The organism is Plantactinospora sp. WMMB334 (assembly GCF_049179095.1).
In the GTDB taxonomy this organism is placed as follows: domain Bacteria; phylum Actinomycetota; class Actinomycetes; order Mycobacteriales; family Micromonosporaceae; genus Plantactinospora.
Map to the genome: position 1 here is coordinate 7,916,474 of NZ_JBMHME010000002.1, position 25,485 is coordinate 7,941,958.

20 protein-coding genes and 3 pseudogenes are annotated in these 25,485 nt (G+C 74.1%); 16 read left to right on the forward strand and 7 right to left on the reverse strand.

What is annotated here, in order from left to right:
* Nucleotides 1-35 precede the first annotated feature (35 nt).
* The 7 genes and pseudogenes from ACN27G_RS34400 to ACN27G_RS34430 all read left to right on the forward strand — a co-directional run bounded on the left by ACN27G_RS34400 (nt 36) and on the right by ACN27G_RS34430 (nt 6,794).
* Nucleotides 36-1,460, forward strand: coding sequence for an efflux RND transporter periplasmic adaptor subunit (locus ACN27G_RS34400; RefSeq protein ID WP_421496801.1), 1,425 nt, complete (start codon nt 36-38; stop codon nt 1,458-1,460).
* Nucleotides 1,461-1,555: 95 nt separating this feature from the next.
* Complete coding sequence (locus tag ACN27G_RS34405; protein ID WP_421497580.1) at nt 1,556-2,437, forward strand: ABC transporter ATP-binding protein; 882 nt, start codon at nt 1,556-1,558, stop codon at nt 2,435-2,437.
* Nucleotides 2,434-3,618, forward strand: a complete 1,185-nt coding sequence (locus tag ACN27G_RS34410) for an ABC transporter permease (protein WP_421496802.1) — start codon at nt 2,434-2,436, stop codon at nt 3,616-3,618. The genes ACN27G_RS34405 and ACN27G_RS34410 overlap by 4 nt, the downstream gene beginning before the upstream one ends.
* Before the next feature lie 261 nt (nt 3,619-3,879).
* Nucleotides 3,880-4,092 (forward strand): helix-turn-helix domain-containing protein, encoded by a 213-nt coding sequence (locus tag ACN27G_RS34415; protein ID WP_421496803.1) that lies wholly within the window; start codon nt 3,880-3,882, stop codon nt 4,090-4,092.
* Between the two features lie 229 nt (nt 4,093-4,321).
* A complete protein-coding gene (locus ACN27G_RS34420; RefSeq protein WP_007465623.1) occupies nt 4,322-4,423 on the forward strand; it encodes a 30S ribosomal protein bS22 in 102 nt (33 codons plus the stop codon).
* Between the two features lie 119 nt (nt 4,424-4,542).
* Nucleotides 4,543-5,610: pseudogene (locus ACN27G_RS34425) on the forward strand (NAD-dependent epimerase/dehydratase family protein); the annotation flags it as partial.
* A gap of 164 nt (nt 5,611-5,774) precedes the next feature.
* A complete protein-coding gene (locus ACN27G_RS34430) occupies nt 5,775-6,794 on the forward strand; it encodes a lysophospholipid acyltransferase family protein (protein WP_421496804.1) in 1,020 nt (339 codons plus the stop codon).
* Between the two features lie 36 nt (nt 6,795-6,830).
* Here the strand turns inward: ACN27G_RS34430 and ACN27G_RS34435 are convergent, their stop codons facing one another.
* The 3 genes and pseudogenes from ACN27G_RS34435 to ACN27G_RS34445 all read right to left on the reverse strand — a co-directional run bounded on the left by ACN27G_RS34435 (nt 6,831) and on the right by ACN27G_RS34445 (nt 10,061).
* Complete coding sequence (locus ACN27G_RS34435) at nt 6,831-7,709, reverse strand: HAD family hydrolase (protein WP_421496805.1); 879 nt, start codon at nt 7,707-7,709, stop codon at nt 6,831-6,833.
* 304 nt (nt 7,710-8,013) lie between these two features.
* Nucleotides 8,014-8,913 (reverse strand): annotated as a pseudogene (locus tag ACN27G_RS34440) (DUF5667 domain-containing protein); the annotation flags it as partial.
* Between the two features lie 272 nt (nt 8,914-9,185).
* Entirely contained in the window at nt 9,186-10,061 is an 876-nt protein-coding gene (locus ACN27G_RS34445; RefSeq protein WP_421497581.1) for an ECF subfamily RNA polymerase sigma factor, BldN family, read from the reverse strand.
* 823 nt (nt 10,062-10,884) lie between these two features.
* Between ACN27G_RS34445 and ACN27G_RS34450 the strand changes: the two genes are divergently transcribed.
* Genes ACN27G_RS34450 through ACN27G_RS34460 form a run of 3 tightly spaced genes read left to right on the forward strand, consistent with a single transcriptional unit; the run spans nt 10,885 to nt 13,549 of the window.
* Entirely contained in the window at nt 10,885-12,636 is a 1,752-nt protein-coding gene (locus tag ACN27G_RS34450; protein WP_421496806.1) for an AMP-binding protein, read from the forward strand.
* On the forward strand, nt 12,633-12,890 hold the full coding sequence (locus tag ACN27G_RS34455) for a glutaredoxin family protein (RefSeq protein ID WP_421496807.1): 258 nt from the start codon (nt 12,633-12,635) through the stop codon (nt 12,888-12,890). Before ACN27G_RS34450 ends, ACN27G_RS34455 begins: the two co-directional genes overlap by 4 nt.
* A 17-nt stretch (nt 12,891-12,907) precedes the next feature.
* Nucleotides 12,908-13,549, forward strand: a complete 642-nt coding sequence (locus ACN27G_RS34460) for an HAD family hydrolase (RefSeq protein WP_421496808.1) — start codon at nt 12,908-12,910, stop codon at nt 13,547-13,549.
* A 67-nt stretch (nt 13,550-13,616) separates the two neighbouring features.
* On the opposite strand, the gene ACN27G_RS34465 is transcribed toward ACN27G_RS34460, so the two are convergent.
* Both ACN27G_RS34465 and ACN27G_RS34470 read right to left on the reverse strand, forming a co-directional pair.
* Nucleotides 13,617-14,282, reverse strand: coding sequence for a response regulator (locus ACN27G_RS34465; protein ID WP_421496809.1), 666 nt, complete (start codon nt 14,280-14,282; stop codon nt 13,617-13,619).
* A 112-nt stretch (nt 14,283-14,394) separates the two neighbouring features.
* Nucleotides 14,395-15,705 carry a sensor histidine kinase gene (locus ACN27G_RS34470; RefSeq protein WP_421496810.1) on the reverse strand — a complete coding sequence of 437 codons (1,311 nt, stop codon included), beginning with the start codon at nt 15,703-15,705 and terminating at the stop codon, nt 14,395-14,397.
* 520 nt (nt 15,706-16,225) lie between these two features.
* Between ACN27G_RS34470 and ACN27G_RS34475 the strand changes: the two genes are divergently transcribed.
* From ACN27G_RS34475 to hemB, 5 genes and pseudogenes are all read left to right on the forward strand, one after another.
* Nucleotides 16,226-17,104: a redox-sensing transcriptional repressor Rex gene (locus tag ACN27G_RS34475; RefSeq protein ID WP_421496811.1), complete on the forward strand. Its 879-nt coding sequence runs from the start codon at nt 16,226-16,228 to the stop codon at nt 17,102-17,104.
* Nucleotides 17,101-18,435 (forward strand): annotated as a pseudogene (locus ACN27G_RS34480) (glutamyl-tRNA reductase); the annotation flags it as partial. The gene ACN27G_RS34475 and the pseudogene ACN27G_RS34480, both read left to right, overlap by 4 nt.
* A gap of 254 nt (nt 18,436-18,689) precedes the next feature.
* The gene (gene hemC / locus ACN27G_RS34485; protein WP_421496812.1) at nt 18,690-19,679 is read left to right on the forward strand and encodes a hydroxymethylbilane synthase; all 990 of its coding nucleotides are present in this window, start codon (nt 18,690-18,692) and stop codon (nt 19,677-19,679) included.
* Nucleotides 19,676-21,256 (forward strand): uroporphyrinogen-III synthase, encoded by a 1,581-nt coding sequence (locus ACN27G_RS34490; RefSeq protein WP_421496813.1) that lies wholly within the window; start codon nt 19,676-19,678, stop codon nt 21,254-21,256. The genes hemC and ACN27G_RS34490 overlap by 4 nt, the downstream gene beginning before the upstream one ends.
* A gap of 210 nt (nt 21,257-21,466) precedes the next feature.
* Complete coding sequence (gene hemB, locus ACN27G_RS34495) at nt 21,467-22,450, forward strand: porphobilinogen synthase (RefSeq protein WP_421496814.1); 984 nt, start codon at nt 21,467-21,469, stop codon at nt 22,448-22,450.
* Between the two features lie 54 nt (nt 22,451-22,504).
* Here the strand turns inward: hemB and ACN27G_RS34500 are convergent, their stop codons facing one another.
* Nucleotides 22,505-23,527 (reverse strand): GNAT family N-acetyltransferase, encoded by a 1,023-nt coding sequence (locus ACN27G_RS34500; protein ID WP_421497582.1) that lies wholly within the window; start codon nt 23,525-23,527, stop codon nt 22,505-22,507.
* A gap of 72 nt (nt 23,528-23,599) precedes the next feature.
* Entirely contained in the window at nt 23,600-25,015 is a 1,416-nt protein-coding gene (locus ACN27G_RS34505) for a lytic murein transglycosylase (protein ID WP_421496815.1), read from the reverse strand.
* A gap of 104 nt (nt 25,016-25,119) precedes the next feature.
* Here ACN27G_RS34505 and ACN27G_RS34510 point away from each other — a divergent pair, with 104 nt between their 5' ends.
* Nucleotides 25,120-25,347, forward strand: a complete 228-nt coding sequence (locus ACN27G_RS34510; RefSeq protein ID WP_421496816.1) for an FmdB family zinc ribbon protein — start codon at nt 25,120-25,122, stop codon at nt 25,345-25,347.
* Nucleotides 25,348-25,485: the final 138 nt, after the last annotated feature.

Consider the following 25,485-nt stretch of genomic DNA (forward strand, 5'->3'; position numbering starts at 1 on the left):
CGTCCTGCCGGACGGGACGGGCGGCACCTCGTACGATGGGCGGCGTGCGTCGTGCCTCTCCGCCGCGCCTGTCCGCAGCACCGCGGCCCCGTCGCTCCGCCTTCTCCGCCACCCTCGTTACCGTGACCGTCCTGTTCGGCCTCTCCGCCGCCTCCTGCGAGTCGGACGACCAGGTCGGGCTGGCCAACGTCGAACGGGCCGACGTCGCCGAGCTGGTCGACGCGCCGGCCAGCGTGACCGCCCGGGCCGCCGCGACGCTGAGTGCCCCCGCCGACGGCACCCTGGCCGAGCTGAGGGTCCGGCCGGGCACCCTGGTCGAGCCGGGCCGGGTGCTCGCCGTCATCGACTCGCCGTCGGCGCGGGAGCGCCTGGCCAAGGCCGGCCGGGCCCTCGACGCGGCCCGCGGTGCGGGGCGGGGGGTCGGCGGCGGCGCCGACCTGACCCGGCTGCGGCGTGGCACCGACCGGGCGGCGGCCGAGGCGTTCCGCACCGCCCGGGACGCCGCCGGCAAACTCACCGACCCAGGACAGCGGGCCGCGCTGCTGGCCCAGGTCCGGGTCGCGGAGCGGCAGTACGAGGCGGCGGCCGAGACCGCGAGCGAGGCCGCCCGCGCCGTCCAGCGCGGTGTCGCCGGACTCAACTCGGCGGTACGGGCACTCTCCGCCGCCCAGCGCCTCCAGGCCGAGCAGGCGTACGACCTGGCCAAGGCGACCGTCGACGCGCTCGTGCTGCGGGCGCCGATCGGCGGGGTGGTGCAGCTCGGCGGTCCCGCCTCACCGGCCGGGGCCGGTTCCGCCGATGTGCTGGCCGGGCTGCTCGGCGCCACCGGTGGGCTCGGCGCGCCGGCCGGGGTCGACCCGGCCGGGCTGGTCGGCAGCGGCAACCCGACGGCCCCGGTGGCCGGCGTCGACGGTGCCGTGCCGGTGGGCGGCCGGGTCGGCGCGGGCACCCCGGTGCTGACCGTGGTCGACCTCGCCGACCTGGGGCTGGTCGCCGACGTGGACGAGACGGACGTGCTGCTGGTCACCGAGGGGGTGCCGGCGAGCGTGGAGCTGGACGCCGCCACCGGCGCGGAGTATCCGGCCCGGGTCCGCTCGGTCGACGTGCTGCCGACCGCTTCGGCGCGGGGTGGCGTCTCCTACCGGGTCCGGCTCTCCCTCGGCTCGGGCCGGTACGCCGACGGCCGGGCCGCCCCGGCGCCCCGCCCCGGGATGAGCGCCGTGGTCCGGCTGCGGGTACGCGAGGCGGCCGGTGCGGTGACCGTGCCCGCGGCGGCGCTGCACACGGCGCAGGGGCGGGACGCGGTCTGGGTGGTCCGGGACGGGATTGCCGAGCGGGTGCCGGTGACGGTCGGGGTGCAGGGGCAGGATCTGGTGCAGATCGTCAGCGGGGTGGAGCCCGGCCAGCAGGTCGTGGTCAGCGGCGGTGACCAGGTGCGCTCCGGCGAGCGGGTGCGGTGACCCGCCGACCGGACGAGCCGCCAGGTGAGCCGGTCCAGGCGTCGCCCGCCCAGGCGCCGGCCGGGCCTGCGGGACGGCGGGCGGAGCGGTCCGGGGTGGCGATCGAGGCGGTCGACCTGGTCCGGGCGTACGGCCTGGGCGGGGCGTCGGTGACCGCGCTGCGCGGCGTCTCGCTGGCCATCGCCGCCGGTGACTACGTGGCGGTCGTCGGGCCGTCCGGGTCGGGCAAGTCGACGCTGATGCATCTGCTCGGCGGCCTGGACCGGCCCACCGCCGGCCGGTTGGTGATCGGCGGTCGGGACGTGGCCGCGCTGGACGCGGCGGAGCTGGCCAGGTTGCGCAACGAGACCATCGGCTTCGTGTTCCAGTCCTTCCACCTGTTGCCCCGCACCTCCGCGGTCGACAACGTGGCGCTGCCGCTGGTCTACCGGGGGATCAGCGGCCGCCGACGGCGGGACCTGGCCGCGGCGGTGCTGGGTCGGGTGGGCCTCGGGCACCGGCTGGACCACCGGCCCAACCAGCTCTCCGGCGGTGAACAGCAGCGGGTGGCGATCGCCCGGGCTCTGGTCACCGATCCGGTGCTGCTCCTCGCCGACGAGCCGACCGGCAACCTCGACAGCACCACCGGCGAGTCCGTGCTGACCCTGCTGGAGGAGCTGAACGTCGACTCCGGGGTGGCGCTGGTGCTGGTCACCCACGACCGGGAGGTGGCGGCGCGGGCGCACCGGCAGATCGTGATGCGGGACGGGAGGATCGTGACCCCGGCGGCCGTGCCCGGGGCGCGGCGGCCTGAGATAGTAGACCCCGCTCCCAGCGCGGAGCCCCGACGAGCGTCCGGAAGCGACTCGGGGCACCCGTCCGGTGGCTCCGGTGGCGCCGCCGGAGCCACCGGACGCCGCGGAGGCTCCGGCGACGGGCCGGGAAGCGGCGGCGGGCCGGGGCAGAGCGGCGGATCCGGGCCGGGGAGCGGGTCGTGAGGCTCGCCGAGGCATGGCGGGTCGCGCTCGACGCCCTGGCGGCGAACCGGCTGCGCAGCATGCTCACCATGCTCGGCGTGGTGATCGGGGTGGCCGCGGTGGTGGTGCTGGTCGCCATCGGCAGCGGCGCCAAGCGCGAGGTCGAGCAGCAGGTCGAGGGGCTGGGGTCGAACCTGCTCGTCGTGGTGCCCGGCCGGCTCGACTTCGGCGCGGCACCGGCGGTCTCCCGGCTCTCCCTCGCCGACGTCGAGGCGGTGAACCGGATCGTCGGCGACCCGCGCCGGGTGGCGGTCACGGTCACCTCCGGCGAGACGGTACGCGCCGGCAACCGCTCGGCCTTCACCACCGTGCAGGGCGTGCTGGAGACCACCCCCGAGGTCTTCGTCCGGGACCTGGCGCGGGGCAGCTACCTGACATCGTCCGATGTGGACACCAGTCGCCGGGTGGCGGTGCTCGGCGCCGCCGTCGCCCGTACGCTCTTCGGCGACCGGGAGCCGGTCGGCCAGCAGGTCGCGATCGCCGGCGTACGGTTCCGGGTCGTCGGGGTCTTCGCGCCGCTCGGCCAGAGCCTCGGGGTGGACCGGGACGGCGAGGTGCACATCCCGGTCACCGCCGCACACCGGCTCTACGGCACGCAGCGGATCGACGGGATCGCCATCAAGGCACCGGACCGGGACGAGATCGACGACCTCGGCGCCCGGGTCGTCGCCGAGCTGTCCCGGCGGCATCCGGAGACCGAGTTCAGCGCGGTGACCCAGGAGCAGATTCTCGGCGTACTCGGGGACATCCTCGGGGTGCTGACCGGGGTGCTCGCCGCGATCGCCGGCATCTCGCTGCTGGTCGGCGGCGTCGGGGTGTCCAACATCATGCTGGTCTCGGTGCGCGAGCGGACCCGGGAGATCGGGCTGCGCAAGGCGGTCGGCGCCCGGCCCCGGGACATCGGGATCCAGTTCCTGCTGGAGGCGGTGCTGCTGACCGCGCTCGGCGGGGTGCTGGGGATGGGGCTCGGGGTCGGCGCCGCGCTGCTGGTCGCCGCGCTCTCCCCGGTGCCGGCGGTCGTCACCTGGTGGTCGCTGGCGCTGTCGTTCGGGGTCTCGGCGGCGGTCGGGATCGTCTTCGGGGTGGTCCCGGCGCAGCGGGCCGGGCGACTGGACCCGGTGGTGGCGCTGCGCGCCGAATGACGGCCGCCGGGACCCGTGGCGGACAGGCGACGGTCGGGCGGCCGGGGCCGGCGAGGCGGTCGCCCTGACGGAATGGCCCCGGATGGGTGAAGGCTGCCGTTTCCCACCCGTGAACCGGCGCGCCAAGGATGATCAAATGCCCGAAGGGATCGCGCCGGTCACAGCCGCCCCGTTACCGTACTGGTAACACGCGCGTAGCCTGCGGCGCGGAAGGATCCCGCCGGGTGGCACGCGCCGGGGAATGGGATGGGTTGGTGAGCCATGGCAGGATCACCACAGTTCGACGGCCGGATGCCGGAGGTCAGGTTCCTGACCGTCGCCGAGGTGGCGACGCTCATGCGGGTCTCGAAGATGACGGTCTATCGGCTGGTGCACTCCGGCGAGCTGACCGCCGTCCGGGTCGGCCGGTCGTTCCGGGTGCCGGAGCACGCCGTGCACGAGTACCTGCGCGGTGCCTTCCAGGAGACGGCCTGACGGCTGAACCGCGACGTCGTGACGGCCGGCGGAGCGCTCCGGGCGCTTCGTCGTGGGGGCGCTTTGGCCCGGCCGACGACCGAGGGCTAGGCTGGACCGCGACCGTGGCCACGTGCCGACATGGGCGAGAGCCCGTCGTGCCGCCCCGGTCCGTTGTCCAGCTCGGTAGCCGGCTGCACCTCCGGGTGGCGCCGGCCCGATCAGCACGTCGCATCAGAAGGGCTGTCGTATGGGCTCGGTGGTCAAGAAGCGCCGCAAGCGCATGGCCAAGAAGAAGCACCGCAAGCTGCTGCGCAAGACGCGCGTCCAGCGTCGCCGTCTCGGCAAGTGACCCCGGCCGGGCGCCTGCCCGGCCGGCGGTGAGCCGGTCAGCTGTCGACCTTCGGAGGCCCACGTGACCACGTCACGGCGGTCCGGGCCCGGCCCGGATCGTCCCGTGCGGAGCGCGAGGTGACCCCCGGTAGCACCCCGGGTGCGCCGGGGGTCGTCGTGGTGACCGGGGTCAGCCGGTTTCTCGGTGCCCACGTCGCGGCGCGGCTCGTCGCCGACGGCCGGATAGCCCGCGTCATCGGCCTCGACGTGCACGAACCGGCGGCCGGGATCGCCGGTCTGCTCGACGGCGTCGAGCGGGTCCGGGCCGACGCCGGGTCGGTGAGCACCATCATCGACGACCTCGGCGCCGACGCCGTCGTGCACCTGGCGCTGGTCAGCGCCGCCGATCCGCAGCACGGCGGCCGGGCGGCGATGAAGGAACAGAACGTCATCGGCACCATGCAGCTGCTCGCCGCCGCGCAGCGGGCGCCCCGGCTGCGCAAGCTGGTCGTCCGGTCGTCGACCGCCGCGTACGGGGCGTCGTTCCAGGATCCGGCGGTCTTCACCGAGGACACCGAGCCCCGCGCGGTGCCGCGCGGCGGTTTCGCCCGGGACATCCTTGACATCGAGGGGTACGTCCGCGGCTTCCGGCGCCGCCGCCCCGACGTCACCGCCACCGTGCTGCGCTTCGCGCCCGTCATCGGCTCGATGGCGAACACCACCCTGACCCGCTATTTCGCCCAGCCCGTGGTGCCGACCGTGCTCGGGCGCGACCCTCGGCTCCAGTTCGTGCACTTCGAGGACGTGCTGGAGGTGCTGCACCGCTCGGTGGTGGCGGAGCATCCCGGCACCTTCAACGTCGCCGGCCCGGGAGTGCTGGCGCTCTCCCAGGCGATCCGCCGGGCCGGCCGGATCGCCGTGCCGGTGGCGGAGCCCGGGCTCTCCGGCGCCGCCGGGCTCGCCCGGGTGCTGGGCTTCGGTCGCTACGGACTGGATCAGGTCGACCTCTTCGTGCACGGCCGCGTGGTCGACACCACCAGCCTGACCAGGGAGTACGGTTTCACGCCGCGCTCCACCGCCGCCGCCTTCGACGAGTTCATCGCCAGCCACCGGGACGGCACCGTTCTCGGCCCGGAGCAGCTCCGGCGCGCCGAGCAGGCGATCCTGGACGGCATCCGGCAGACCCGCGCCACCCTCCGGGAGCGGATCGGCCAGCTCGCCGCGATCGACGGCGCGCCGGCCAGCCCCTCGGGCGGTGGCTCGGCTGAGCGCTCCGGCGGTGGTGCGGTCAACCGCTCCGGTGGCGGCGCGGCGAGCCGCTCGGCCGGCCGGTCGGGCAGCGGCGAGGCGTCGGCGAAGCGTGGCCGGCGATGAACACCAACGCCGGCGCCAACGGAAACGGACGTGGAAACGCCGACGGCAACGGCGCGGGCGCCGGCCGGCGGTACGGCGTACCTCCGGAGGAGGGGGTCGCGGAGCTGGACGGTGCGACGCGGCGCAACGGGCACGCCCCCGGACCGGTCGACCCGGCGGTGGCCGACCGGCCGGGGGACGTCTGGGACCGGCGGGTCGCCGCCGGGCTGGCCTTCCTGCGCCGGCGCCTCTCCGGCCAGTACGAGGTCGACGAGTTCGGCTTCGACCCCGAGCTGACCGACCAGGTCTTCCACCCGGTGCTCCGCCGGCTCTACCGCGACTGGTTCCGCACCGAGGTCTTCGGTGTACACCACCTGCCGGTGCACGGTGCCGGGCTGGTGGTCGGCAACCACTCCGGCACGGTGGCGATGGACGCGCTGGTGCTCTCGGCGGTGCTGCACGACCAGCACCCCGAGCACCGCTACCTGCGGCTGCTCGGCGCGGACCTGGTCTTCCGGATGCCGGTCGTCTCCGAGCTGGTCCGCAAGACCGGCGGCACCGTCGCCTGCACCCCGGACGCCGAACGCCTGCTCGCCGGGGGTGAACTGGTCGGCGTCTTTCCCGAGGGCTTCAAGGGCATCGGCAAGCTCTACGCCGACCGCTACAAGCTGCAACGGTTCGGCCGGGGCGGCTTCGTCTCCGCCGCGCTCCGCACCGGGACGCCGATCATCCCGGTGGCGATCGTCGGTGCCGAGGAGTCGTACCCGATGCTCGCCGACCTCAAGCCGCTGGCCCGGCTGCTCAAGCTGCCGTACTTTCCGGTGACGCCGACCTTTCCCTGGCTCGGGCCGCTCGGCGCGGTGCCGCTGCCCAGCAAGTGGCTGATCGAGTTCTGCCCGCCGATCCCCACCGACCATCTGGTCGACTCCGCCGACGATCCGCTGGTCGTCTTCAACCTCGCCGACCAGGTACGCGAGACCATCCAGCACACCCTGCACCAGTTGTTGGAGCGGCGTCCCGACCCGTTCGGCCGCTGACCGACCCGGTTCAGCCGTCACCGGCGGGGCCGCTGTTCAGCGGGCGCGTCGGCGGCGCATCGCCAGGCCGGCGGTGACCGCCCCGGCCGCCAGCCCGGCGGCGACGGTCGACGGCACGGCGATCCGGGCCGCCTTCCGGCCGGTCCGGAAGTCGTACACCGACCAGCCCTGGGTCCGGGCGTGCCGCAGCAGGGTGCCGTCCGGGTTGATCGCCACCGCCCGACCGACGGCGGAGAGCATCGGCAGGTCGTTCGCGGAGTCGCTGTACGCGGCGCACCTGTCGAGATCCAGCCCTTCCACCGTGGCGAGCTGGACCACCGCGTCCGCCTTGGCGGGCCCGTGCATCAGGTCGCCGACCAGCCGGCCGGTGTACGCGCCGTCGCGGATCTCGGCGACGGTGCCGATCGCCCCGGTCAGCCCGAGCCGGGCCGCGATGATCCGGCCGATCTCCACCGGGGCCGCGGTGACCAGCCAGACCCGCTGGCCGGCGTCGAGGTGCTGCTGGGCCAGGGCCCGGCTGCCGGCCCAGATCCGGGGCGCCATCAGCTCGTCGAAGATCTCCTCGGTGAGGCGTTCGACGTCCTCGACCCGCCACCCCGCGACGAAGGCCAGCGCCGCCTCCTTGACCCGGGACATGCTCCCGACGTGTTCGACGGCGAGCACCCGGAACCGGAGCTGCTGCCAGGCGAACCGGGCCAGGTCTCCGGTGGTGAGGTAGTTGCGGGCCGCCAGGCCGCGGGCGAACCAGTAGATGGAGGCGCCCTGCATCATCGTGTTGTCCACGTCGAAGAAGGCGGCGGCGCGGGGGTCGGTCCGGGCCGGGTCCGCCGGTGCGGCCTGCGGCCCGGCGTCCGCCCACCCTGCGGTGTGACCACGGTCGTCGGTGCTGACCGTCACCTTGCGGGACCGGGCCACGCGGAAACCTCCTCGCTGGGCGTACAGAGCGAGGGTAGCCGGGTCGGCCGGGGTGCAGCCGTGCTCTGGGGTCGGAAGCCGCCCGTCCGAGCGCCTTCTGTCTAGGTCAGCCTGTGGTCCGGTGCACCGGTTCGGTGGTGGTCCGCCCGTCGCGTACCGGTGGCGGCTGCTCCTGGCTCGGCGTGGGGTCGAGTGGCCGGGGCCCCGAGGTCCGCTCCGGGTCGCGGGGTGGCTCCGCCGGGCTACGGGTGCCGCCGTCGCCCTCGGCCGACGGGGACGTGTCCGGCAGGGTGCCGGCGGGTCCGCGTCTGGCCGGGCAGGACTGGGGGAGCGGCCCGATGGAGTCGTGCCTGCCGGTCGCGCCGGCACCGCAGGCGAGCGCGTCCCGGAGCTCGTCGGAGCGGGTCTGCACGGCGTCGAGCAGCACCAGCGAGGCGTTGGCCCGGCTGCGGGTGGCCCGGGTGGTGTCCCCGAAGAGGCGGACGAGCTGGGGGCGCTGCTGGCGGAGGAAGCTGTCCACGGCGTCGAGCGCGGTCGGATCCTGGCGCTGCACGGCCGCGCTGGTCAGTAGCTTGATGCCCTGCCGCGTGTCGTCGTCCATGTCCTTGAGGACGTCGGAGAAGTCGTAGCTCTGGCCACCGACCGCGACCGCCTCGGCGAGCCGGGTCCGGGCGAAGTCGAGGAAGAGCTGACCACGGCTGAGGTCGGAGCTGGCCAGGGCGAGCTGGGCCCGCTCGGTGTGCCGCTTCATGCCGTACAGCGCGTCGCCGGGCACGGCGTTCTCGCTGGCCGCGGACATCCCGGAGACCGCGATCGCGCCGGCGGCGACCCCGATGACGACGGCGCCCCGGGCGCGAGCCCGGGTCCGCGCACCCCGGAAGGGCGGTTGACCGGCCCGGCGACCGGCGGGTTGAGCGCCGCCGTCGACGATGGCGTCGTCGGTGGCGGTCGTCCCGATCCCCTCCCGCTCGGCGGTGGCCACGAGCATGGCGCGCAGGCCGGCGCGGAAGTCGGGGTCGACCTCGGCGCCGGTCTGGGTCTCCGGGCCCGACGGGATGTCCCTGAGCCGTTGCCCGAGCGCCAGGGGCTCCGCGAGGTCGCTGTCGACCCGGGACCGGATGTGGTGGCGACGGCCGCCGGTGGCCTCGTCGAGTAGTTGCGCGAAGCGCTCGGCGCGCTGGCGGTCGAAGGGCTTCCAACTCACCGCCGACACCTCCTTCGCTGGTCGCGACGCTGCGGGCGGCGTCGTCGTCTCGCCGTCCGGGTACGACGGTGGCTGACTTCAGGACCAGGCCCGGGCAGGGGTGCCCACAGTCGGATCCGCTCTCCGACCTGCCGGCCGGCCGGATGTCGGGCCAACCACTGGTCGCACCCGGACAAACGGTCGGCGGGGCCGGCGGGTTACGGGCCGCTGCCGGCAAATATTACGAAGAGTGAGCGGAGTCACGGAGTCGTGGCGAGGCCCGGAGCGGCGCCTCACGGCTGGAATCCATCGGGCAGCAGCCGGGCCAGCGCGCGCACCGCGCGGTACTGCAGAGCCTTGATCGCACCCTCGTTCTTTCCCATCGCCTGGGCCGTCTCGGCGACCGAGAAACCCTGTAGGAAGCGGAGAACGATGCATTCCTGCTGCTCCGGGTTGAGCTGCTTGACAGCGGTCAGCAACGCGACATTCGTGATGTGCTCGACGACCGCCGCCTCCGGGCTCCCCTCCGGCCCGCGATCCTCGCGGTCCGCATCCAATACGTCACCCGTAGTAACTTCGAGGCGGTAGCGGCCGGACTTGAAGTGGTCCGCGACCAGGTTCCGGGCGATCGTCACCAGCCACGCGCCGAGGTCGCGGCCCTGCCAGGTGAAGCTGCCGATCCGCTTCAGGGCGCGCAGGAAGGTGTCCGAGGTCAGATCCTCGGCGAGCTGCCGGTTGCCGACCCGGAAGTAGACGAACCGGAACACCGTGTCGACGTACCTGTCGTAGATCAGGCCGAACGCCTCCGCCTCGCCGGCCTGGGCCCGCTCGACGAGCGCCCACACCTCACGGCCCGGGTCGGACGGACCCGGTCGGGCCGGAAAGCCGGTCGGGGAACCTCCGCCGGAGCCGGACTCTTCGGTGGCCGGTACGACCGGCAGGATCGCGGTCTCGCTCTCGGCCATCTCGGACCGGGGACCGGTCTCGGCGGGTAACGAGCCGGAACCCGGCTGTGCCGGCATGGTCGGCCGGGTCGGGCTGGCCACCCGCCCGCCGACCGGGCGCGCGTTGCCGCCGGGCGTGCTGTGCCGGGTCGGCGTCTCGTTCGGGTGCGGCCGGTTCCGGATCCGCTTCGAGCCACCGTCGTCCCGGACCGCCAGGCTCAGCATGTCGTCCATGGAGACGCGGAGCCGGCCCAGGCCCGCCGTGAGGGCGAGCCGGCTGTTGCGGAGCTTGCCGCCGGTGGTGCCGTCGATCCCGCCGGCCGCCCGGTGGACGTATCCGTGGGCGCTCACCGCGGGGTCTCCGTCCGCGACGGCGGGATCCGTGGACCCGGTTCGTTCCTCACACTCACTGGATCTCCCCCGGCCGGCCGAGGTCGCGAGACGGGTTGCCGGGACCCGACCGCGATGGTGGCCGTGCCCGCGCCGGAGGCGGCGCGATCCGGCACGGTGGTTCCGGGCTGCGCCAGACGACGGCACACGCCCCACAACTGCTGATGCAGTGCTTTCACAGGCACGGCGGCCTCCTCGGGCTGAGGGGTGTCGACTCACGGCAAAAGGGGTGAGCCGACCCGAGTGATGATAGGGCCAACGTCACCCATGTGCGGCAAGTCCGTTACACAGAGCCAAAGTATTTCCGGATGCCACCCGAACGGGGCGCACAAGCTGTCCGTTGTCGGATGCCTGACACTTGATCGGCAGGGGCCCTGAGCAGGGAAAACGTGGGGACACGCCAATGCGCGGCAGGCCTTGGGCGTGCCGCTTCGGACATGTTAGAAGCGGAGAACCGGCCGGGACGTCAATATCCGAAACCCGTTACGGTCTCGTGGGACGGTACCCCGGGTCGATGGCAAAGTCGAGGGAAGTTCCACGGTCGGGACGCGTCCGTCCCGATCGAAGAAGGCGTCCGGAATGGCCGGTCGGGCGACCGGCGAAACGCTGGGCGGCACGAGTACGCGCCCGGCCCGGCCCTGTGCCAGACTCGGCGACCGTGCAGGATGGACCGGACAGCCCCGTCGAGCCAGCCGCCGCCACCCTGGCCGACCGGGTGCGCCTGGCCGCCACCAGCCGGCCCGACCACCCCGCGCTGCTCTGGCCGGACGGCGCGCTGAGCTGGGCCGAACTGGACGGTGCGGTGGACCGGACCGCCGCCGCGCTCCGCGCCCGGTTCCCCCACCCGCCCGGCGGCACTCCGGCGGCGCCGAGCCAGCCCGGCGGCACTCGGGCGACTCCGGGTCCGCGCGGCGGCCATCCGGGGCGGGTCGCGATCGCGCTGGCCAACTCCGCCGAGTTCGCGGTGGCGTTCTTCGGCACCCAGCGGGCCGGACTGGTCGCCGTGCCGGTCAACCCGGCGCTGACCGGACCGGAGCTGCGGCACGTCCTGGCCGACTCGGCGGCCACCGTTCTCATCTGTACCCAGCAGGTCCGGGCGGCCGTCGCGGAGGTGCGCGCCGACCTGCCCGCACTGGCCGAACTGCACACCGGCCTGCCGGACCCGCCAACCGTGCCGGACCCGCCGCCGCCCGGTCCGATCCGGACCGATCCGGAGGCGGTGGCGGTGCTGCTCTACACCTCCGGCACCACCGGCGAACCGAAGGGCGCGATGCTCTCCCACCGGGCCCTGCTCGCCAACCACGAGCAGGTCGCCCGGATCGAGCCGCCGGTGGTCGGCCCCGACGACCGGGTGCTGCTCGCCCTGCCGCTCTTCCACGCGTACGGGTTGAACGCCGGGCTGGGCGCGGTGGCGTACCACGGCGCGTGCGGGGTGCTCGTCGAGCGGTTCGACGCGGCAGCCGTACTGGAGACGATCGCCCGGCACCGGGTGAGCGTGCTGGTCGGCGTACCGTCGATGTTTCTCGGTTGGACCATGCTGCCGGAGGCTCCGGCGGCGGCCGGGGTGCCGGCCGGTCCGGCGCTGCGCGCCGCGATGGCCCCGGTGCGGGTCGCCATCTGTGGCGCCGCCCCGCTGGCGGTCGGCGGCGCGACCCGGTTCGCCGAGGCGACCGGCCGGCGGATCCAGGTCGGGTACGGCCTCACCGAGACCGCTCCGGTGCTGACCACGACGCTCTCCGGTCCGGTGGCGAAGCCGAACTCGATCGGCCGGCCCATCCCCGGCGTCGAACTGCGGCTCGTCGCCGCCGACGGCGAGGAGTTGTGGCGGGACGGCTCCGTCACCGGCCCGGACGATGCCGAGGAGGACGCCGACGAGCCCGGCCTGGAGTTCTCCTCGCCCGGCACCGACCCCGGCGAGATCGTCGTCCGGGGCGCGAACCTCTTCTCCGGGTACTGGCCGGACGGGCGCGGCGGCCCGGACCGGGAGGGCTGGTGGCGGACCGGCGACGTGGCGTACGCCGACGGGGGTGGCGACCTCTTCCTGGTGGACCGGCTCGACGAGCTGATCCTGGTCAACGGCTTCAACGTCTATCCGCAGGAGGTCGAGCGGGTGCTCGGCGCGCATCCGGAGGTGCTCGAGTCGGTGGTGGTCGGCGTACCGCATCCGGTGGCCGGCGAGGCGGTCGCCGCCTACGTCGTGCGGGCCCCGCGGAGCACGGTCTCGGCCGAGGAGCTGGCCGGGCACTGCGCCCGCAGCCTGGCCCGGTTCAAGTGCCCGAGCAGGATAGAGTTCGTCGAGTCCCTGCCGCTCTCGGCGATCGGCCGGGTACGCAGATCGGTGGTCCGGCCCCGCGGCGACCAGGGTGCCCCGGTGCGTGATCGGCCACGAGTCGTGAGGGGGCCCGAGTGACGGCGGTCGAGCCACGGTTGACCTTGATCACCCGACCCGGATGCCATCTCTGCGAGGTGGCCCGGGAGGCGATCGGCCGGGTGGCGGCGGTCACCGGTGACCGGTGGACCGAGGTGGACGTCACCGGAGACCGGGAGCTGGAGCGGGACTACGGTGACCGGCTGCCGGTGGTGCTGCTCGACGGCCGCGAGCACGGCTACTGGCGGGTCGAGGAGGAGCGGCTGCTCCGGGACCTGACCGCGCCACGCGGCTGACCGCGTATCGTGCTCGGATGCGCGAGCACCTCGTCTGGGACTGGAACGGGACCCTGCTCGACGACCTGACCCTGGTCGTCGCCGCCACCAACGTCGCCCTGGCCGGTGCGGGCGGGCCGGCGGTGACCGCCGAGGAGCACCGTACGCAGTTCCGCCGGCCGATCGCCGACTACTACGCCGAGGTGCTGGGGCGGGCGGTGGACGTCGAGGAGTTCGGCCGGCTGGACCAGCTCTTCCACGAGGCGTACCGGGTCGGCCTGGCCAGTTGCGAGCTGGCCGCCGACGCCACCGTCGCGATCAGCTCGTGGACGGGCACCCAGTCGCTGCTGTCGATGTGGTTCCACGACGAGCTGGTGCCGGCGGTCGACCGGTACGGGTTGGCCGCCAGCTTCGGCCGGGTCGACGGGCTCCGTGACACCGTGGGCGGCGAGCGGAAGGCCGCGTACCTGGCCCGGCACCTGGCGGCGGCCGGGGTCACCGGGGAGTCGGCGGTGCTGATCGGTGACTCGGTCGACGACGCGGAAGCGGCCGAGTCGGTCGGCGCCCGGTGCGTCCTCTACACCGGCGGTTTCACCGATGCGGCCCGGCTGCGCGCCGGTGGCTGGCCGGTGGCCGACTCGCTCACCGAGGCCGTCACGCTGGCCGCCAAGCTCGACTGACCGGCTTCCGCACCGTCCCGCCCGGACTCGTTCGGATCAGCCGCGCGCAGGTGGACCAGCGGCCGGGTCAGCCGCGCAGGTAGGCCAGGACGGCGAGGACGCGGCGGTGCTGCTCCTCGTCCGGCGGCAGCCGCAGCTTGGTGAAGATGTTCCGGACGTGCTTCTCCACCGCACCGTCGCTGACCACCAGGGTCCGGGCGATGGCGGTGTTCGACCGCCCCTCGGCCATCAGCCCGAGCACCTCCCGCTCGCGCGGGGTCAGCTCCCGCAGCGGGTCGTCGCGGCGGCGCCGGACCAGCAGTTGGCCGACCACCTCCGGGTCGAGCACGGTGCCGCCGGCGGCGACCCGGCGTACGGCGTCGAGGAACTCGTCGATCGCCGCCACCCGGTCCTTGAGGAGATAGCCGATGCCGCCCCCGGCGGCGCCGCCGCTCGGCTTGACCGTGGCGAGCAGGTCGTCGGCGTAGGACACCTCGACGTACTGGGAGAGCACCAGGATCGGGGTGCGGGGCACCCGCCGCCGGGCCTCCACCGCCGCCCGTAGCCCTTCGTCGGTGTGCGAGGGCGGCATCCGGACATCCACGATCGAGACGTCGGGTCGGTGCGTGACGATGGCCTCGACCAGCGCCGCACCGTCGCCGACCGCGGCCACCACCTCGTGGCCCTGCTCGGTCAGGAGGCGGACCAGGCCCTCCCGGAGCAGCACGGCGTCGTCGGCGATCACTACGCGCATGACGTTGTCTACCACTGCCACGCCCACCGGCCGGCACCCGGTGCCGGATCCGCCCGTCGCGCCGCACCGGGTCGGCCGGCCGGGCCGGGTCGGCTCGACGGGCCGGAGCTGCTCAGCACGGCAGCTCGGCGCGGATCTCGGTCGGTCCGCCTTGCGGGCTGAGCACGGTGAAGGTGCCGTCGTTGGCGCGTACCCGGTCGGCGAGCCCGGTCAGGCCGTGCCCCTTGGAGAGGTGCGCGCCGCCCTCGCCGTCGTCGATCACCACGATCCGCAGGGCCCGTTCCTCCCGGGTCACCGTCAGCCAGCACTCGGTGGCCCGGCTGTGCTTGGCGACGTTGGTGAGCGCCTCGGCCACCACGAAGTACGCGGTGGACTCGATCGCCGGGTCGGGCCGCCCCTCCCGGGTGCCGAGCCGGGGGTCGACGGCGAGTTCGACCGGGATCAGTCCGCGACCGGCGAGCGCCGCCAGCGCGCTGGGCAGGCCCCGGTCGACCAGGATCGGCGGGGCGATGCCCCGGGAGAGCGCGCGCAGCTCGGCGAGGGTGTCCCGGGTCTGGGCGAGGGCCTCGCCGAGGGTCTGCCGGGCGGCGTCCGGGTCGGAGTCGAGCTGCTGCTGTGCCCGGCTCAGGTCCATGGCCAGCCGGACCAGCCGCTGCTGCGGCCCGTCGTGGATGTCCCGTTCCAGCCGCCGCAGCGCGGTGGCCTCCGCCGAGACGGCGGCCCGCTTCTGCTCCTCCAGCACGGTGATCCGGTTGCGCATCTCCGCCACGCCGGTGAGCAGGGCGCGGGAGAGCCCGGCCTGCATCAGGGCGCAGCCGCGGACCACCACCGGAAGGGTGATCAGGAAGAAGACCCCGCAGGCGGTGTAGAGGCCGATCCGGGCGGCGGCGGTGTCACCGAGCCCGAGCAGTTCGGGCAGGCCCTGGTCCTCGGAGCCGTACGGGATCGCCCAGTCGTACGCCCAGTAGAGCGAACCGCTGACAGCGCCGGCCCACCAGGCCATGGTGATCACGAAGGTGCAGACGGCGACCACCAGCCGGATCCAGCCGTGTGCCAGATCGAGCCAGGACTGGGGGTCGGCGATCGGGGTGAGGATCCGCCGCCAGGCGCCGGCCCCGGGCTGCGGGGTGCGGTAGGTCGGGCGTACCCGGGGCTGCCGGAGCACCGACGGGATCTGCAGCCGTTCGACATCGGCGAAGCCGCGGGCGGCGTAGAGCGTGCCGGCCAGGATCGGCAGCCCGGTCACCGTCACCGCGAGCCCGGCGCTGAGTGCGACTCCGGTGACCAGCACGACGAGGCTCGCCAGTGCGAGGGGAAAGCCGAGGAGGACGTAACCGGAGTCGATGGCGAGCTGCCGGAGCATGCTGCGGCCGGCGGCGGGCTCGGCATCGGCGGCCAGGCCGGTGGCGGTGGTCGTGGTCATGTTCTCGACGCTAGGCATCGGCGCGATCGGTCCCCATCCCATCGGCTGGCCTCTTCACGGTAGGGCTGTCCCCACCCGGTCCGGAATCGCGCCCGTGGCGCCGGCCCCGGGTGGCAGGGGACGATATCCGGTGTCCGGGAATCCGGTACGTCCCGGGGGATTGTCGCCGAATGCAATGGTGGGGTGGAGCAAATCCATGGCCGGATCGCGATTGCCGCGACGCCCCGAAGGTACAGGCCAGGCGGCCGGCGCCGTGGTGGCGAGTTGGTCAGATAAGTCGGACTTAGGTAATAATCGCCGTGACGGCTCCGGTGGGGTCGCGCAACTGATCTTGTTTGTGGAGGCCCAGGTGAGGCGTTATCGCGGTCTATCAAGATCGCGATTTGTGCGTGTCTTCACAAGCGCCTACTCTGAGAGTCGGACGAGCCCTGCTAGCACAGCCGGTCACCACGGCCGCGAGCGGGTGCCACGAAGTGACCCGCCGCGCCGGCTGGTCCAGGATCGCATGGCACGGAGTCGCATGAGTCAGCACCGCCCGATAGGCACGCCCGGCCCCGCCGGTGCCGTGCCGGCGCTTCCGGATCTCCCCGAGGCGACGGTCGCCAGACTCCCCGAATACCTTCGTGCCCTGCACAATCTCGCCGAAACCGGCAACGACACCGTCTCCAGCGAGGAGCTGGCGGCGGCGGCCGGGGTCAACTCGGCCAAGCTCCGCAAGGATCTCTCCCAACTCGGCTCGTACGGCACCCGTGGCGTCGGCTACGACGTCGCCCTGCTGGTCGACCAGATCGAGTTCGTGCTCGGGCTCACCCAGTGCCGGGCGGTCGCCCTGGTCGGTGTGGGTAATCTCGGTCACGCGCTCGCCGGGTACGCGGGCTTCGCCGGCCGGGGCTTCCGGATCGCCGCGCTCTTCGACGCGGATCCGGCGCGGCTCGGCGAGGAGATCAACGGGCTGGTCGTCCGGCACATCGACGAATTGCCCCGGGTGGCCGCCGAGGAGGGCATCTCGATCGGCGTGATCGCCACTCCGGCCGGCGCCGCGCAGAGCGTCACGGACCAGCTCGTCGCCGCCGGGGTGACCAGCATCCTCAACTTCGCGCCCTGCGTGCTGACGGTGCCGGACGGGGTCGACGTCCGCAAAGTCGACCTCGCCATCGAGCTCCAGATCCTCTCCTTCCACGAGCACCGCAAGGCGGCGCTGACCGGGCTGCCGGCCCGGGCCGGCTCCGGGCTCACCCCGCCGGGCGCCGCGCTGGGCACGACGAACGGCGCCACCCTCGGCGGCTCCGGCACGGCAGGGCTGACGGCGCTGCCGGGCGGGCTCGCCGCCACCGGCACCACCGAGGCAACGCCCACCGGGAAACTCCGGTCGACGAACGCGGAGGCGGTCGGCTCATGAACCTGCTCGTCGTCGGTGCGTCGCATCGCACCGCGCCGGTCGCCATCCTGGAGCGGCTGGCCGTCGCCGGCAGCGAAGTGCCGGAGACGATCGCCAAGCTGCTCGCCCAGCCCTACGTCGGCGAGGCGGTCGTCGTCTCGACCTGCAACCGGGTCGAGGTCTACGCCGCCGTCACCGGCTTCCACGGCGGTCTGGGCGACATCTGCACGGTACTGGCCGGACACGCCGGGGCCGCACCGGCCGAGCTCGCCGACCACCTCTACGTGCACTACGACGGCGCGGCGGTCGAGCACGCCTTCCGGGTCGCCGCCGGGCTCGACTCGATGGTGGTCGGCGAGGCGCAGATCCTCGGCCAGCTCCGCGATGCCTACCACGCGGCGGGCGAGGCCGACGCGCCCGGCCGGCTGCTGCACGAGCTGATGCAGCAGGCGCTCCGGGTGGGCAAGCGGGCGCACGCCGAGACCGACATCGACCGGGCCGGGCAGAGCGTGGTCAGCGCCGCGCTCGACCTGGCCGCCGGGCACCTCGGCGGCCAGGTCGAGGGTCGTCCGGCGCTGGTGGTCGGGGCCGGCTCGATGGGCGCGCTGGCCGTGGCGACCCTCGGCAGGCGGGGCGCCGGCCCGGTGGGGATCAGCAACCGCGGTCACGACCGCGCGCTCCGGCTGGCCGAGGCGTACGGTGCCACGGCGGTGCCGATCGCCGAACTCGCCGACGCCCTATCCACAGTGGACATAGTAGTCGCCGCCACCGCGTCGATCGAACCGGTCCTCACCCGGGAAATCGTGGCCGGGGCAGTGCGCGCCCGCGGCGCCGACCGGCCCGACCCGCTGGTCCTGCTCGACCTCGCCGTACCCCGGGACATCGAGCCGGAGGTCGCCGAGCTGCCCGGCGCGGTGGTGATCGACATCGACGGGCTGGCCGCCGCCCAGCAGGTCGGCCCGGCCGCCGCCGACACCGCGGCCGTGACCCGGATCGTCGAGACCGAGGTCGAGGCGTTTCTCAGCTGGCTGCGCGGCGCGGACGTCGCGCCGACCGTGGCGGCGCTGCGGGCCCGGGCCGACGAGGTGGTCACCGCCGAGCTGCGCCGGCTGGCCCAGCGCCGGCCCGACCTCACCGACGACCAGCGCGCCGAGGTGAGCCACACCCTGCACCGGGTGGTCCAGCGGCTGCTGCACTCGCCGACGGTGCGGGTCCGGCAGCTCGCCGCCGAGCCCGGTGGCGACCAGTACGCCGCCCTGCTCCGGGAACTCTTCGACCTCGAGGTGCCGGGCACCTCACCGGCCGAGTCCGTGCCGCAGCTGGCCGGGGCCGAGCTGGTGGCCGGGGCCGGGTTGACAAGTGCCGAGCTGGCCGGGGCCGAGCTGGCCGGCGTACCGGCCGGCAACCGGTTGACCGGGCTGGCCGGCCTGCCCGGCTTCGGCGACCGGCCGGCGCTCGGCGGCCCGCCCGATCACGGCGCCGGCCGATCGGACCGCGGCGCCGGCCGGGCGGACCCCGGCGACAGCGGTGCGAGCCGGGCCGAACACGTCACCCCCGGCGCGGCGTCGCGCGCCCCGGTGCCCCGACAGCAGTCCGGAGGAGAACGATGAGCGAGCGCACGCGAGGCGTCGACGCCCCGCTCCGGCTCGGCACCCGGGGCAGCGCGCTGGCGCTCGCCCAGTCCCGGGGCGTCGCCGACGCGCTTACCGCCGCCACCGGCCGCGAGGTCGAGCTGGTCGAGGTCGTCACGGCCGGCGACCGCTCCAGCGCCCCCGTGCACCGGCTGGGCGTCGGGGTCTTCGTCTCGGCACTGCGCGACGCGCTCGTCGCGGGGGAGATCGACTTCGCGGTCCACTCCTACAAGGACCTGCCCACCGCCGGCCAGCCCGGGCTGCACATCGCGGCGGTGCCACCCCGGGAGGATCCGCGCGACGCGCTGGTCGCCCGGGACGGCCGTACCCTGGCCGAGCTGGCGCCCGGCGCCACGGTCGGCACCGGGGCGCTGCGCCGGATCGCCCAGCTGCACGCGCTCGGGCTCCAGCTCGACGTGGTGCCCATCCGGGGCAACGTGGACACCCGGGTGCGCCGGGTGCGCGGCCCGGAGGCGGATCTCGACGCGGTGGTGCTGGCCCGGGCCGGGCTGGTCCGGCTGGGCCGCGCCGAGGAGATCACCGAAACGCTCGACCCGATGCTGATGCTGCCGGCACCCGCCCAGGGCGCGCTGGCGGTGGAGTGCCGGCTCGACGACGCGGAGCTGGTCGAGTTGCTCGGTGCGCTCGACCATGCCCCGACCCGGGCCGCGGTCACCGCGGAACGGGCCATGCTCGCCACCCTGGAGGCCGGCTGCAGTGCACCGGTCGCCGGGTACGCCGAACTCGCCGAGGGCGACGACGGCGATGAGATCTACCTGCGCGGGGCGGTGATCAGCCCGGACGGCACCCGTGAGGTCCGGCTGTCCCGCACCGGTACGCCCGCCGAGGCGACGGAGATCGGCAAGGCGCTCGCCGCCGAGCTCCTCGACCGCGGCGCCGACTCGATCCTCGGGGCGCCTGGCGAATCGGGCGCGAGGACCCAGCATTTTGGAGCTACAGAATGATCGGCACCCGTAAGCCCGCAGGCCGCATCGCGTTCGTCGGGGCCGGACCCGGCGACCCGGGTCTGCTGACCCGCCGGGCGCACGACGCACTGGTCGACGCAGACCAGGTGGTATACGACCGCAGCGTCCCCGAGGCCCTGCTGACGGCCGTCAGGGCCGAGGCCAGGGAGGACGCCCAGTTCACCCCGGCCGAGGGCGCGCCGGGCGACGTGGCCAAGGTACTGCTCTCGGCGGCCCGCTCGGGCCTGACCGCCGTGCACCTGGTCGCCGGTGACCCGTTCGGGCACGACGCCGTGGTCAAGGAGGTGCAGTCGGTGGCGCGTACCGCCGTGCACTTCGAGGTGGTGCCGGGGGTGGGGCAGGCCGAGGGGGTCGCCACCTACGCCGGGGTGCCGCTCTCCGGGGTACGCACCGCCGCCGACGTCGACGACGTCACCGCGATGGACTTCGAGGCGCTGGCGGCGGCGGTCGGCCGTGGTTCGCTCGCCCTGGCGGTGGACGCCGGTGACCTGGCCGCGATCCGGGACGGGCTGCTCGCGGTCGGGGTGGACGGCTCCACCGCGGTCGCGGTGACCGGCGACGGCACCGGCGAGACGCAGTACACCACCACCTCGACGGTGGACAGCTTCGTCGCCGCCGCGCTCGGCTTCACCGGCCGGGTGGTGCTGACCCTCGGTGCCGGCGTCCCGCACCGGGACAGGCTGAGCTGGTGGGAGAACCGCCCGCTCTACGGCTGGAAGGTGCTGGTGCCGCGCACCAAGGAGCAGGCCGGGGTGATGAGCGCCAGGCTCCGGGAGTACGGCGCCATCCCGTGCGAGGTGCCGACCATCGCGGTCGAGCCGCCGCGTACGCCGGCCCAGATGGAGCGGGCGGTGAAGGGCCTGGTCGACGGCAGGTACGCCTGGGTGATCTTCACCTCGGTCAACGCCGTCAAGGCGGTCTGGGAGAAGTTCGCCGAGCACGGGTTGGACGCCCGGCACTTCGGCGGCGTCAAGATCGCCTGTATCGGCGAGGCCACCGCCGCCGCCGTCCGCGCGTTCGGCATCCAACCGGAGCTGATCCCCGCCGGGGAGCAGTCCTCGGAGGGGCTGCTCGCCGAGTTCTCCCCGCACGACGAGATCCTCGACCCGGTCGGCCGGGTGCTGCTGCCCCGCGCCGACATCGCCACCGAGACCCTGGCCGCCGGGCTCACCGAGCGGGGCTGGGAGGTCGACGACGTGACCGCCTACCGGACCGTGCGGGCGGCGCCGCCGCCGGCCGAGATCCGGGACGCGATCAAGTCCGGCGGCTTCGACGCGGTCCTCTTCACCTCCTCCTCGACCGTGCGCAACCTGGTCGGCATCGCCGGCAAGCCGCACGCCCGGACGGTGGTGGCGGTGATCGGCCCGAAGACGGCGGAGACGGCCACCGAGTTCGGCCTGCGGGTGGACGCCCAGCCGGCGCACGCCTCCGTGCCGGACCTGGTGGAGGCGCTGGCGTCGTACGCGGTGGAGCTGCGGGAGAAGCTGGCGGCGATGCCGGCCAAGCAGCGCCGGGGCTCGAAGGTGCAGGGCCCGACCGCGCTGCGGTTCCGGTAACCTCTGCCGGATTCGTGTAGCACCATTGAAGCTGAGATCCGCTCGATCCTGAGGCACCATCGATCCTGAGGCACCATCGATCCTGAGGCACCATCGATCCTGAGGCACCATCGGTTACGGGGCCAGGGGCGGCGCGGGGCCGCCGACGGTCCCGGCGACCCGGCGGACGCCGGGCCGCGCGTCGGCCGGGCCGGCCGTGAAGGAGTGGTCATGTCGTACCCCGAGATCCGCCCGCGCCGGTTGCGCCGGTCCCCGGCGATCCGCCGGCTGGTCGAGGAGACCAGGGTCGCCCCGGCCGAGTTGGTGCTGCCGATGTTCGTCAAGGAGGGGCTGACCGAGCCGAGGCCGATCGCCTCGATGCCGGGCGTGCTGCAGCACTCCCGGGAGTCGCTGCGCAAGGCGGCGGCCGAGGCGGTGCACGCGGGCGTCGGCGGGATCATGCTCTTCGGGGTGCCGCTCCGCAAGGACGAGACCGGCTCCGGCGGCACCGACCCGGACGGCATCCTCAACGTGGCGATCCGGGACGTGATCACCGAGGTCGGCGACGCCACGGTGGTGATGAGCGATCTCTGCCTGGACGAGTTCACCTCGCACGGGCACTGCGGGCTGGTCGCCCCGGACGGCACCGTCGACAACGACGCCACCCTGACCGCGTACGCCGGGATGGGGGTGGCGCAGGCCGAGGCCGGCGCGCACGTGGTCGGGCCCTCCGGGATGATGGACGGCCAGGTCGGGGTGGTCCGCCGGGCCCTGGACGCCGCCGGGCACGCCGACACCGGCATCCTGGCATACGCGGTGAAGTACGCCTCCTCGTTCTACGGCCCGTTCCGGGACGCGGTGGAGTCGTCGTTGCAGGGCGACCGGCGCAGCTACCAGCAGGATCCGGCCAACCTGCGCGAGTCGCTCCGCGAGGTCCGGCTCGATGTCGCCGAGGGTGCCGACATGGTGATGGTCAAGCCGGCTCTGCCCTACCTGGATGTCCTCGCCGCCGTGCGGGCCGAGGTGGACGTGCCGGTCGCCGCATACCAGGTCTCCGCGGAGTACGCGACTGTCGAGGCGGCGGCCGCCAACGGCTGGATCGACCGGGAGCGCGCCGTGCTGGAGACCCTGACCTCGATCCGCCGGGCGGGTGCGCAGATCATCCTCACCTACTGGGCGGTGGAGGCGGCCCGGATGCTCCGCGACCGCTACTGAGCCGCGACCGCACGGTCGCCGGTCGGCGCCGGTCGGCGCCCGGGCCGTTCCCGGTCAGCCGCTGGCCTCCAACCGGTGCACCAGCTCGGCCAGGTCCACGCCGTACTCGTACCAGTCCCGGTCGGCCTGGAAGCCGAGGTCGGCGTTGACCGCCCGCATCGCCTCGTTGCTCCGCGCGTTCCAGGTCTGCACCTCGGCGATCTTCGGCTCGGCCGAGCGCAGCTCGAAGAGCATCCGCGCCTTCATCGCCCGGTCGATCCCGAAGCCCTGGTGCTGCTGACCGACGATGGTGTCCCACTGGTCGGCCCGGGTCGGGTGCTGGGCCGGCACGACGACCTCGGTCAGGCCGGCGACCTCACCGGCCTTGTCGTCGATCGCGAGGACGATGTAGGGCTTCATGCCCCGCCGGTGCAGGCAGTTCAGGCTGTCCCGCAGCCGCTGCGGATCATGAGAACTCGGCCGCAGATCCAGGTCGCCGTCATCGACGTCGGCGGACTCGGCCTTGGCTCTCGCGTACGGCTCGATCAGCTCGTCCGGCGGCCCGCCCGGGCAGAACTCGAGCCGGTAGCCGGGGCCGATGCCCTGGGCCATGTCGCCGAGCGCGGCCCAGTCGACCGTGCCGAGCCGCAGCACGCTGCGGTGCTCCTCGAACTCCCGGGCGAAACCGAGAGCCTCGTAGAAGCCGACCGCCGGAGTGTCGCCGACGACCTCCACGCCCACGGCGAGGAAGCCCTCCTGATAGGTCCGGCGGGCCGCGGTGGCGATCAGCTTGCGGCCGATGCCCCGGCGCCGGGCGGCCGGATGCACCAGCACCTCGAGCACGCCGATGTTGCCGAGCAGCAGGACGTGGGTGTGGCCGAGGATGCGGCCGGGCTGGCCGTCGGCGGAGGGATCATCCTGGACGATCCAGGAGATGCGGCGCTGGCCGGGCATCACCTCGCAGAGGTACTCCCGGAGCATGCCGTTCTCCCACAGAGGATCCTCCGGTAGGTCGGCCGCGAAAACTGCGTTGATCGCGTCGAGGAACGAGTCGATCTCGGCGGCCGGGGCGGTCCGGGGATCCCATTCGCGCACCATCACCCGTCTAGCTTGCCGTCAACCGCAGCCTGGCGAAAGTGCCCAGTTCTTCAATGTGTCCGGTACATTACGCTAAGTTTTACTGTCCGTGCCGTACCTGTTGGCGTTGTCGAAGACCGACTGGGCATATGGTCGCACGTCATTGTAGGAAAGGATGGCGCTCCACCAGTCTGCGGCGACAGACAGGTTGCGGCCTCCCTTGCACAGATAGTTACCGGCGGCGAGGGCCGCGTCGTCGATGCTGTGCGGGTTTTCGACGCCGTCGCCGTCCGCGTCCGCACCGACCTCCTCCCAGGTGGTCGGGATGAACTGCATCGGACCGACCGCCCGGTCGTAGGTGGCGTCCCCGTCGAGCTGACCGTCCTCGGTGTCCATGATCCGCATCCGGCCGCCGTTGCCGTCCAGCGGCAGGCCGATGATGTCCGGCGCGGCGATCCCGTTCGTGCCCAGCACCGCACCGTTCGCCCGCCCGTGCCCGGACTCCACCTGGCCGATCGCGGCAAGGGTGGTCCAGCGGAGCTGGCAACCAGGCGTCGACTGGGCGAGCCTCATCTCGGCGTAGCCGTACGCCTGCATCGCCGTCACGGGAACCCCGACCCGGGGCCCGATCCGGCCGGCCCAGCCGGCGAGTACGTCGGAGGGGCGCCCACCGGTGGCGTTCCAGGGCGGCGCCGGCACGCCGCTGGGCGTGCCGAACGGTGGCGGACTCGGCAGCCCGGAGGAGAGCCCGTCCGGACCGATGGGCGGCAGGCCGGGCAGGGTCGGCTCGACCGGCGGCAGGCTCGTCGCCGCGCCCGCCTCCACCGGGCGGGTCTCCCGGGCGGTTGCCGGAAGCAGGAAGGCACCGGCGGCACCGGTCGCGGCGACCAGTGCGAAGAGCAGCAGCGCCGGCAGGGTCAGCCGGCCGCTCGGCCGTCGGGACCAGTCCCGGACCGCCTGCCGCGAGGGCCAGCGGGAGGTGGCGTGCGCGAACGGGACCCGGATCCGCCGCCTCCGGCCGGCCGGCGGCACGGTCGCCGGTACGTCGAGATCGATCACGGTCCCGCCCGGCCCGCCGGCCGCCTCCGGCTCGGGCTTGCCCGCACCCTCCGGCTCGGGGCTGCCGACCGCCTCCGGCTCGGGCCCGGGTCCGCCGGGCGTCTCCGGCTCGGCGGCCGTTCCCGGTCCGGTCCCGACCATGCCGGCCGGTGCCGCCGCAGGCTCGGTAGCCGGCTCTCCCGGTCCGGTGGCCGGCGCTGCGAGTCCGGTGGCCGCCCCGGGTTCCGCCGCAGGCTCGGTGGCCGGCTCTCCCGGTCCGGTGGCAGCCTCGGGTTCCGGGATCGTGGTGGCCGGCTCGGGTCCGGGGGTCGTGGCGGCCTGCTCCGGTCCGCCGCTCGGCAGCAGGGAATCTGCCTCGGCGCGCGGGCGCGGCACGGTGGCCGCCGGCCGCTCCGGATCCGGCTCCGGAGCAGCACCCGAGCTGGCCAGCGGGCCGTCATAGACGGGCACCGCAGGCCGCAGTGGTCGCGTCCCAGAAGTCTTGTCGTGCTCCGCCACCCGTCGAGTATTACCCATCGACCGGCGAACGTCAGGTCTGGTCGTACGCTGTTGGTATGCCCCGCTACGAGTTCCGTTGCCGCGCCTGCGGCGACACCTTCGAGATGAACCGGCCGATGGCCGAGGCCTCGGCTCCGGCGTCCTGCCCCCAGGGGCACGACGACACCGTCAAGCTACTGTCGACGGTCGCCTTCACCGGTCGTGGTGCGGGCGGTCCCGCCCCGGGCGCGGCGCCGGTCGCCCCCGCCGGAGGCGGCTGCTGCGGCGGAGGCTGCGGCTGCTGAAGCCGTGCCCCGGCTGCTGAAGCCGTGAGCCGACTGTCCGGAGCCGGCCCCCTCCCGCCCGGACAGCGAGGACAGCTCGTGACCGTGATGTCGGTTTCGTGGCACAGTCCCCGGTTAGCACCTTGGTACGGGGTCGCG

Excerpts from the sequence above, each read along its gene's own strand:
- ACN27G_RS34400 (WP_421496801.1), top strand. The coding sequence starts at position 36 with ATGGGCGGCGTGCGTCGTGCCTCTCCGCCGCGCCTGTCCGCAGCACCG.
- ACN27G_RS34415 (WP_421496803.1), top strand. The coding sequence starts at position 3,880 with ATGGCAGGATCACCACAGTTCGACGGCCGGATGCCGGAGGTCAGGTTC.
- ACN27G_RS34420 (WP_007465623.1), top strand. The coding sequence starts at position 4,322 with ATGGGCTCGGTGGTCAAGAAGCGCCGCAAGCGCATGGCCAAGAAGAAG.
- ACN27G_RS34430 (WP_421496804.1), top strand. The coding sequence starts at position 5,775 with ATGAACACCAACGCCGGCGCCAACGGAAACGGACGTGGAAACGCCGAC.
- ACN27G_RS34445 (WP_421497581.1), bottom strand. The coding sequence starts at position 10,061 with ATGCTGAGCCTGGCGGTCCGGGACGACGGTGGCTCGAAGCGGATCCGG.
- ACN27G_RS34460 (WP_421496808.1), top strand. The coding sequence starts at position 12,908 with ATGCGCGAGCACCTCGTCTGGGACTGGAACGGGACCCTGCTCGACGAC.
- ACN27G_RS34465 (WP_421496809.1), bottom strand. The coding sequence starts at position 14,282 with ATGCGCGTAGTGATCGCCGACGACGCCGTGCTGCTCCGGGAGGGCCTG.
- ACN27G_RS34470 (WP_421496810.1), bottom strand. The coding sequence starts at position 15,705 with ATGACCACGACCACCGCCACCGGCCTGGCCGCCGATGCCGAGCCCGCC.
- ACN27G_RS34475 (WP_421496811.1), top strand. The coding sequence starts at position 16,226 with ATGAGTCAGCACCGCCCGATAGGCACGCCCGGCCCCGCCGGTGCCGTG.
- hemC (WP_421496812.1), top strand. The coding sequence starts at position 18,690 with ATGAGCGAGCGCACGCGAGGCGTCGACGCCCCGCTCCGGCTCGGCACC.
- ACN27G_RS34490 (WP_421496813.1), top strand. The coding sequence starts at position 19,676 with ATGATCGGCACCCGTAAGCCCGCAGGCCGCATCGCGTTCGTCGGGGCC.
- hemB (WP_421496814.1), top strand. The coding sequence starts at position 21,467 with ATGTCGTACCCCGAGATCCGCCCGCGCCGGTTGCGCCGGTCCCCGGCG.
- ACN27G_RS34500 (WP_421497582.1), bottom strand. The coding sequence starts at position 23,527 with ATGGTGCGCGAATGGGATCCCCGGACCGCCCCGGCCGCCGAGATCGAC.
- ACN27G_RS34510 (WP_421496816.1), top strand. The coding sequence starts at position 25,120 with ATGCCCCGCTACGAGTTCCGTTGCCGCGCCTGCGGCGACACCTTCGAG.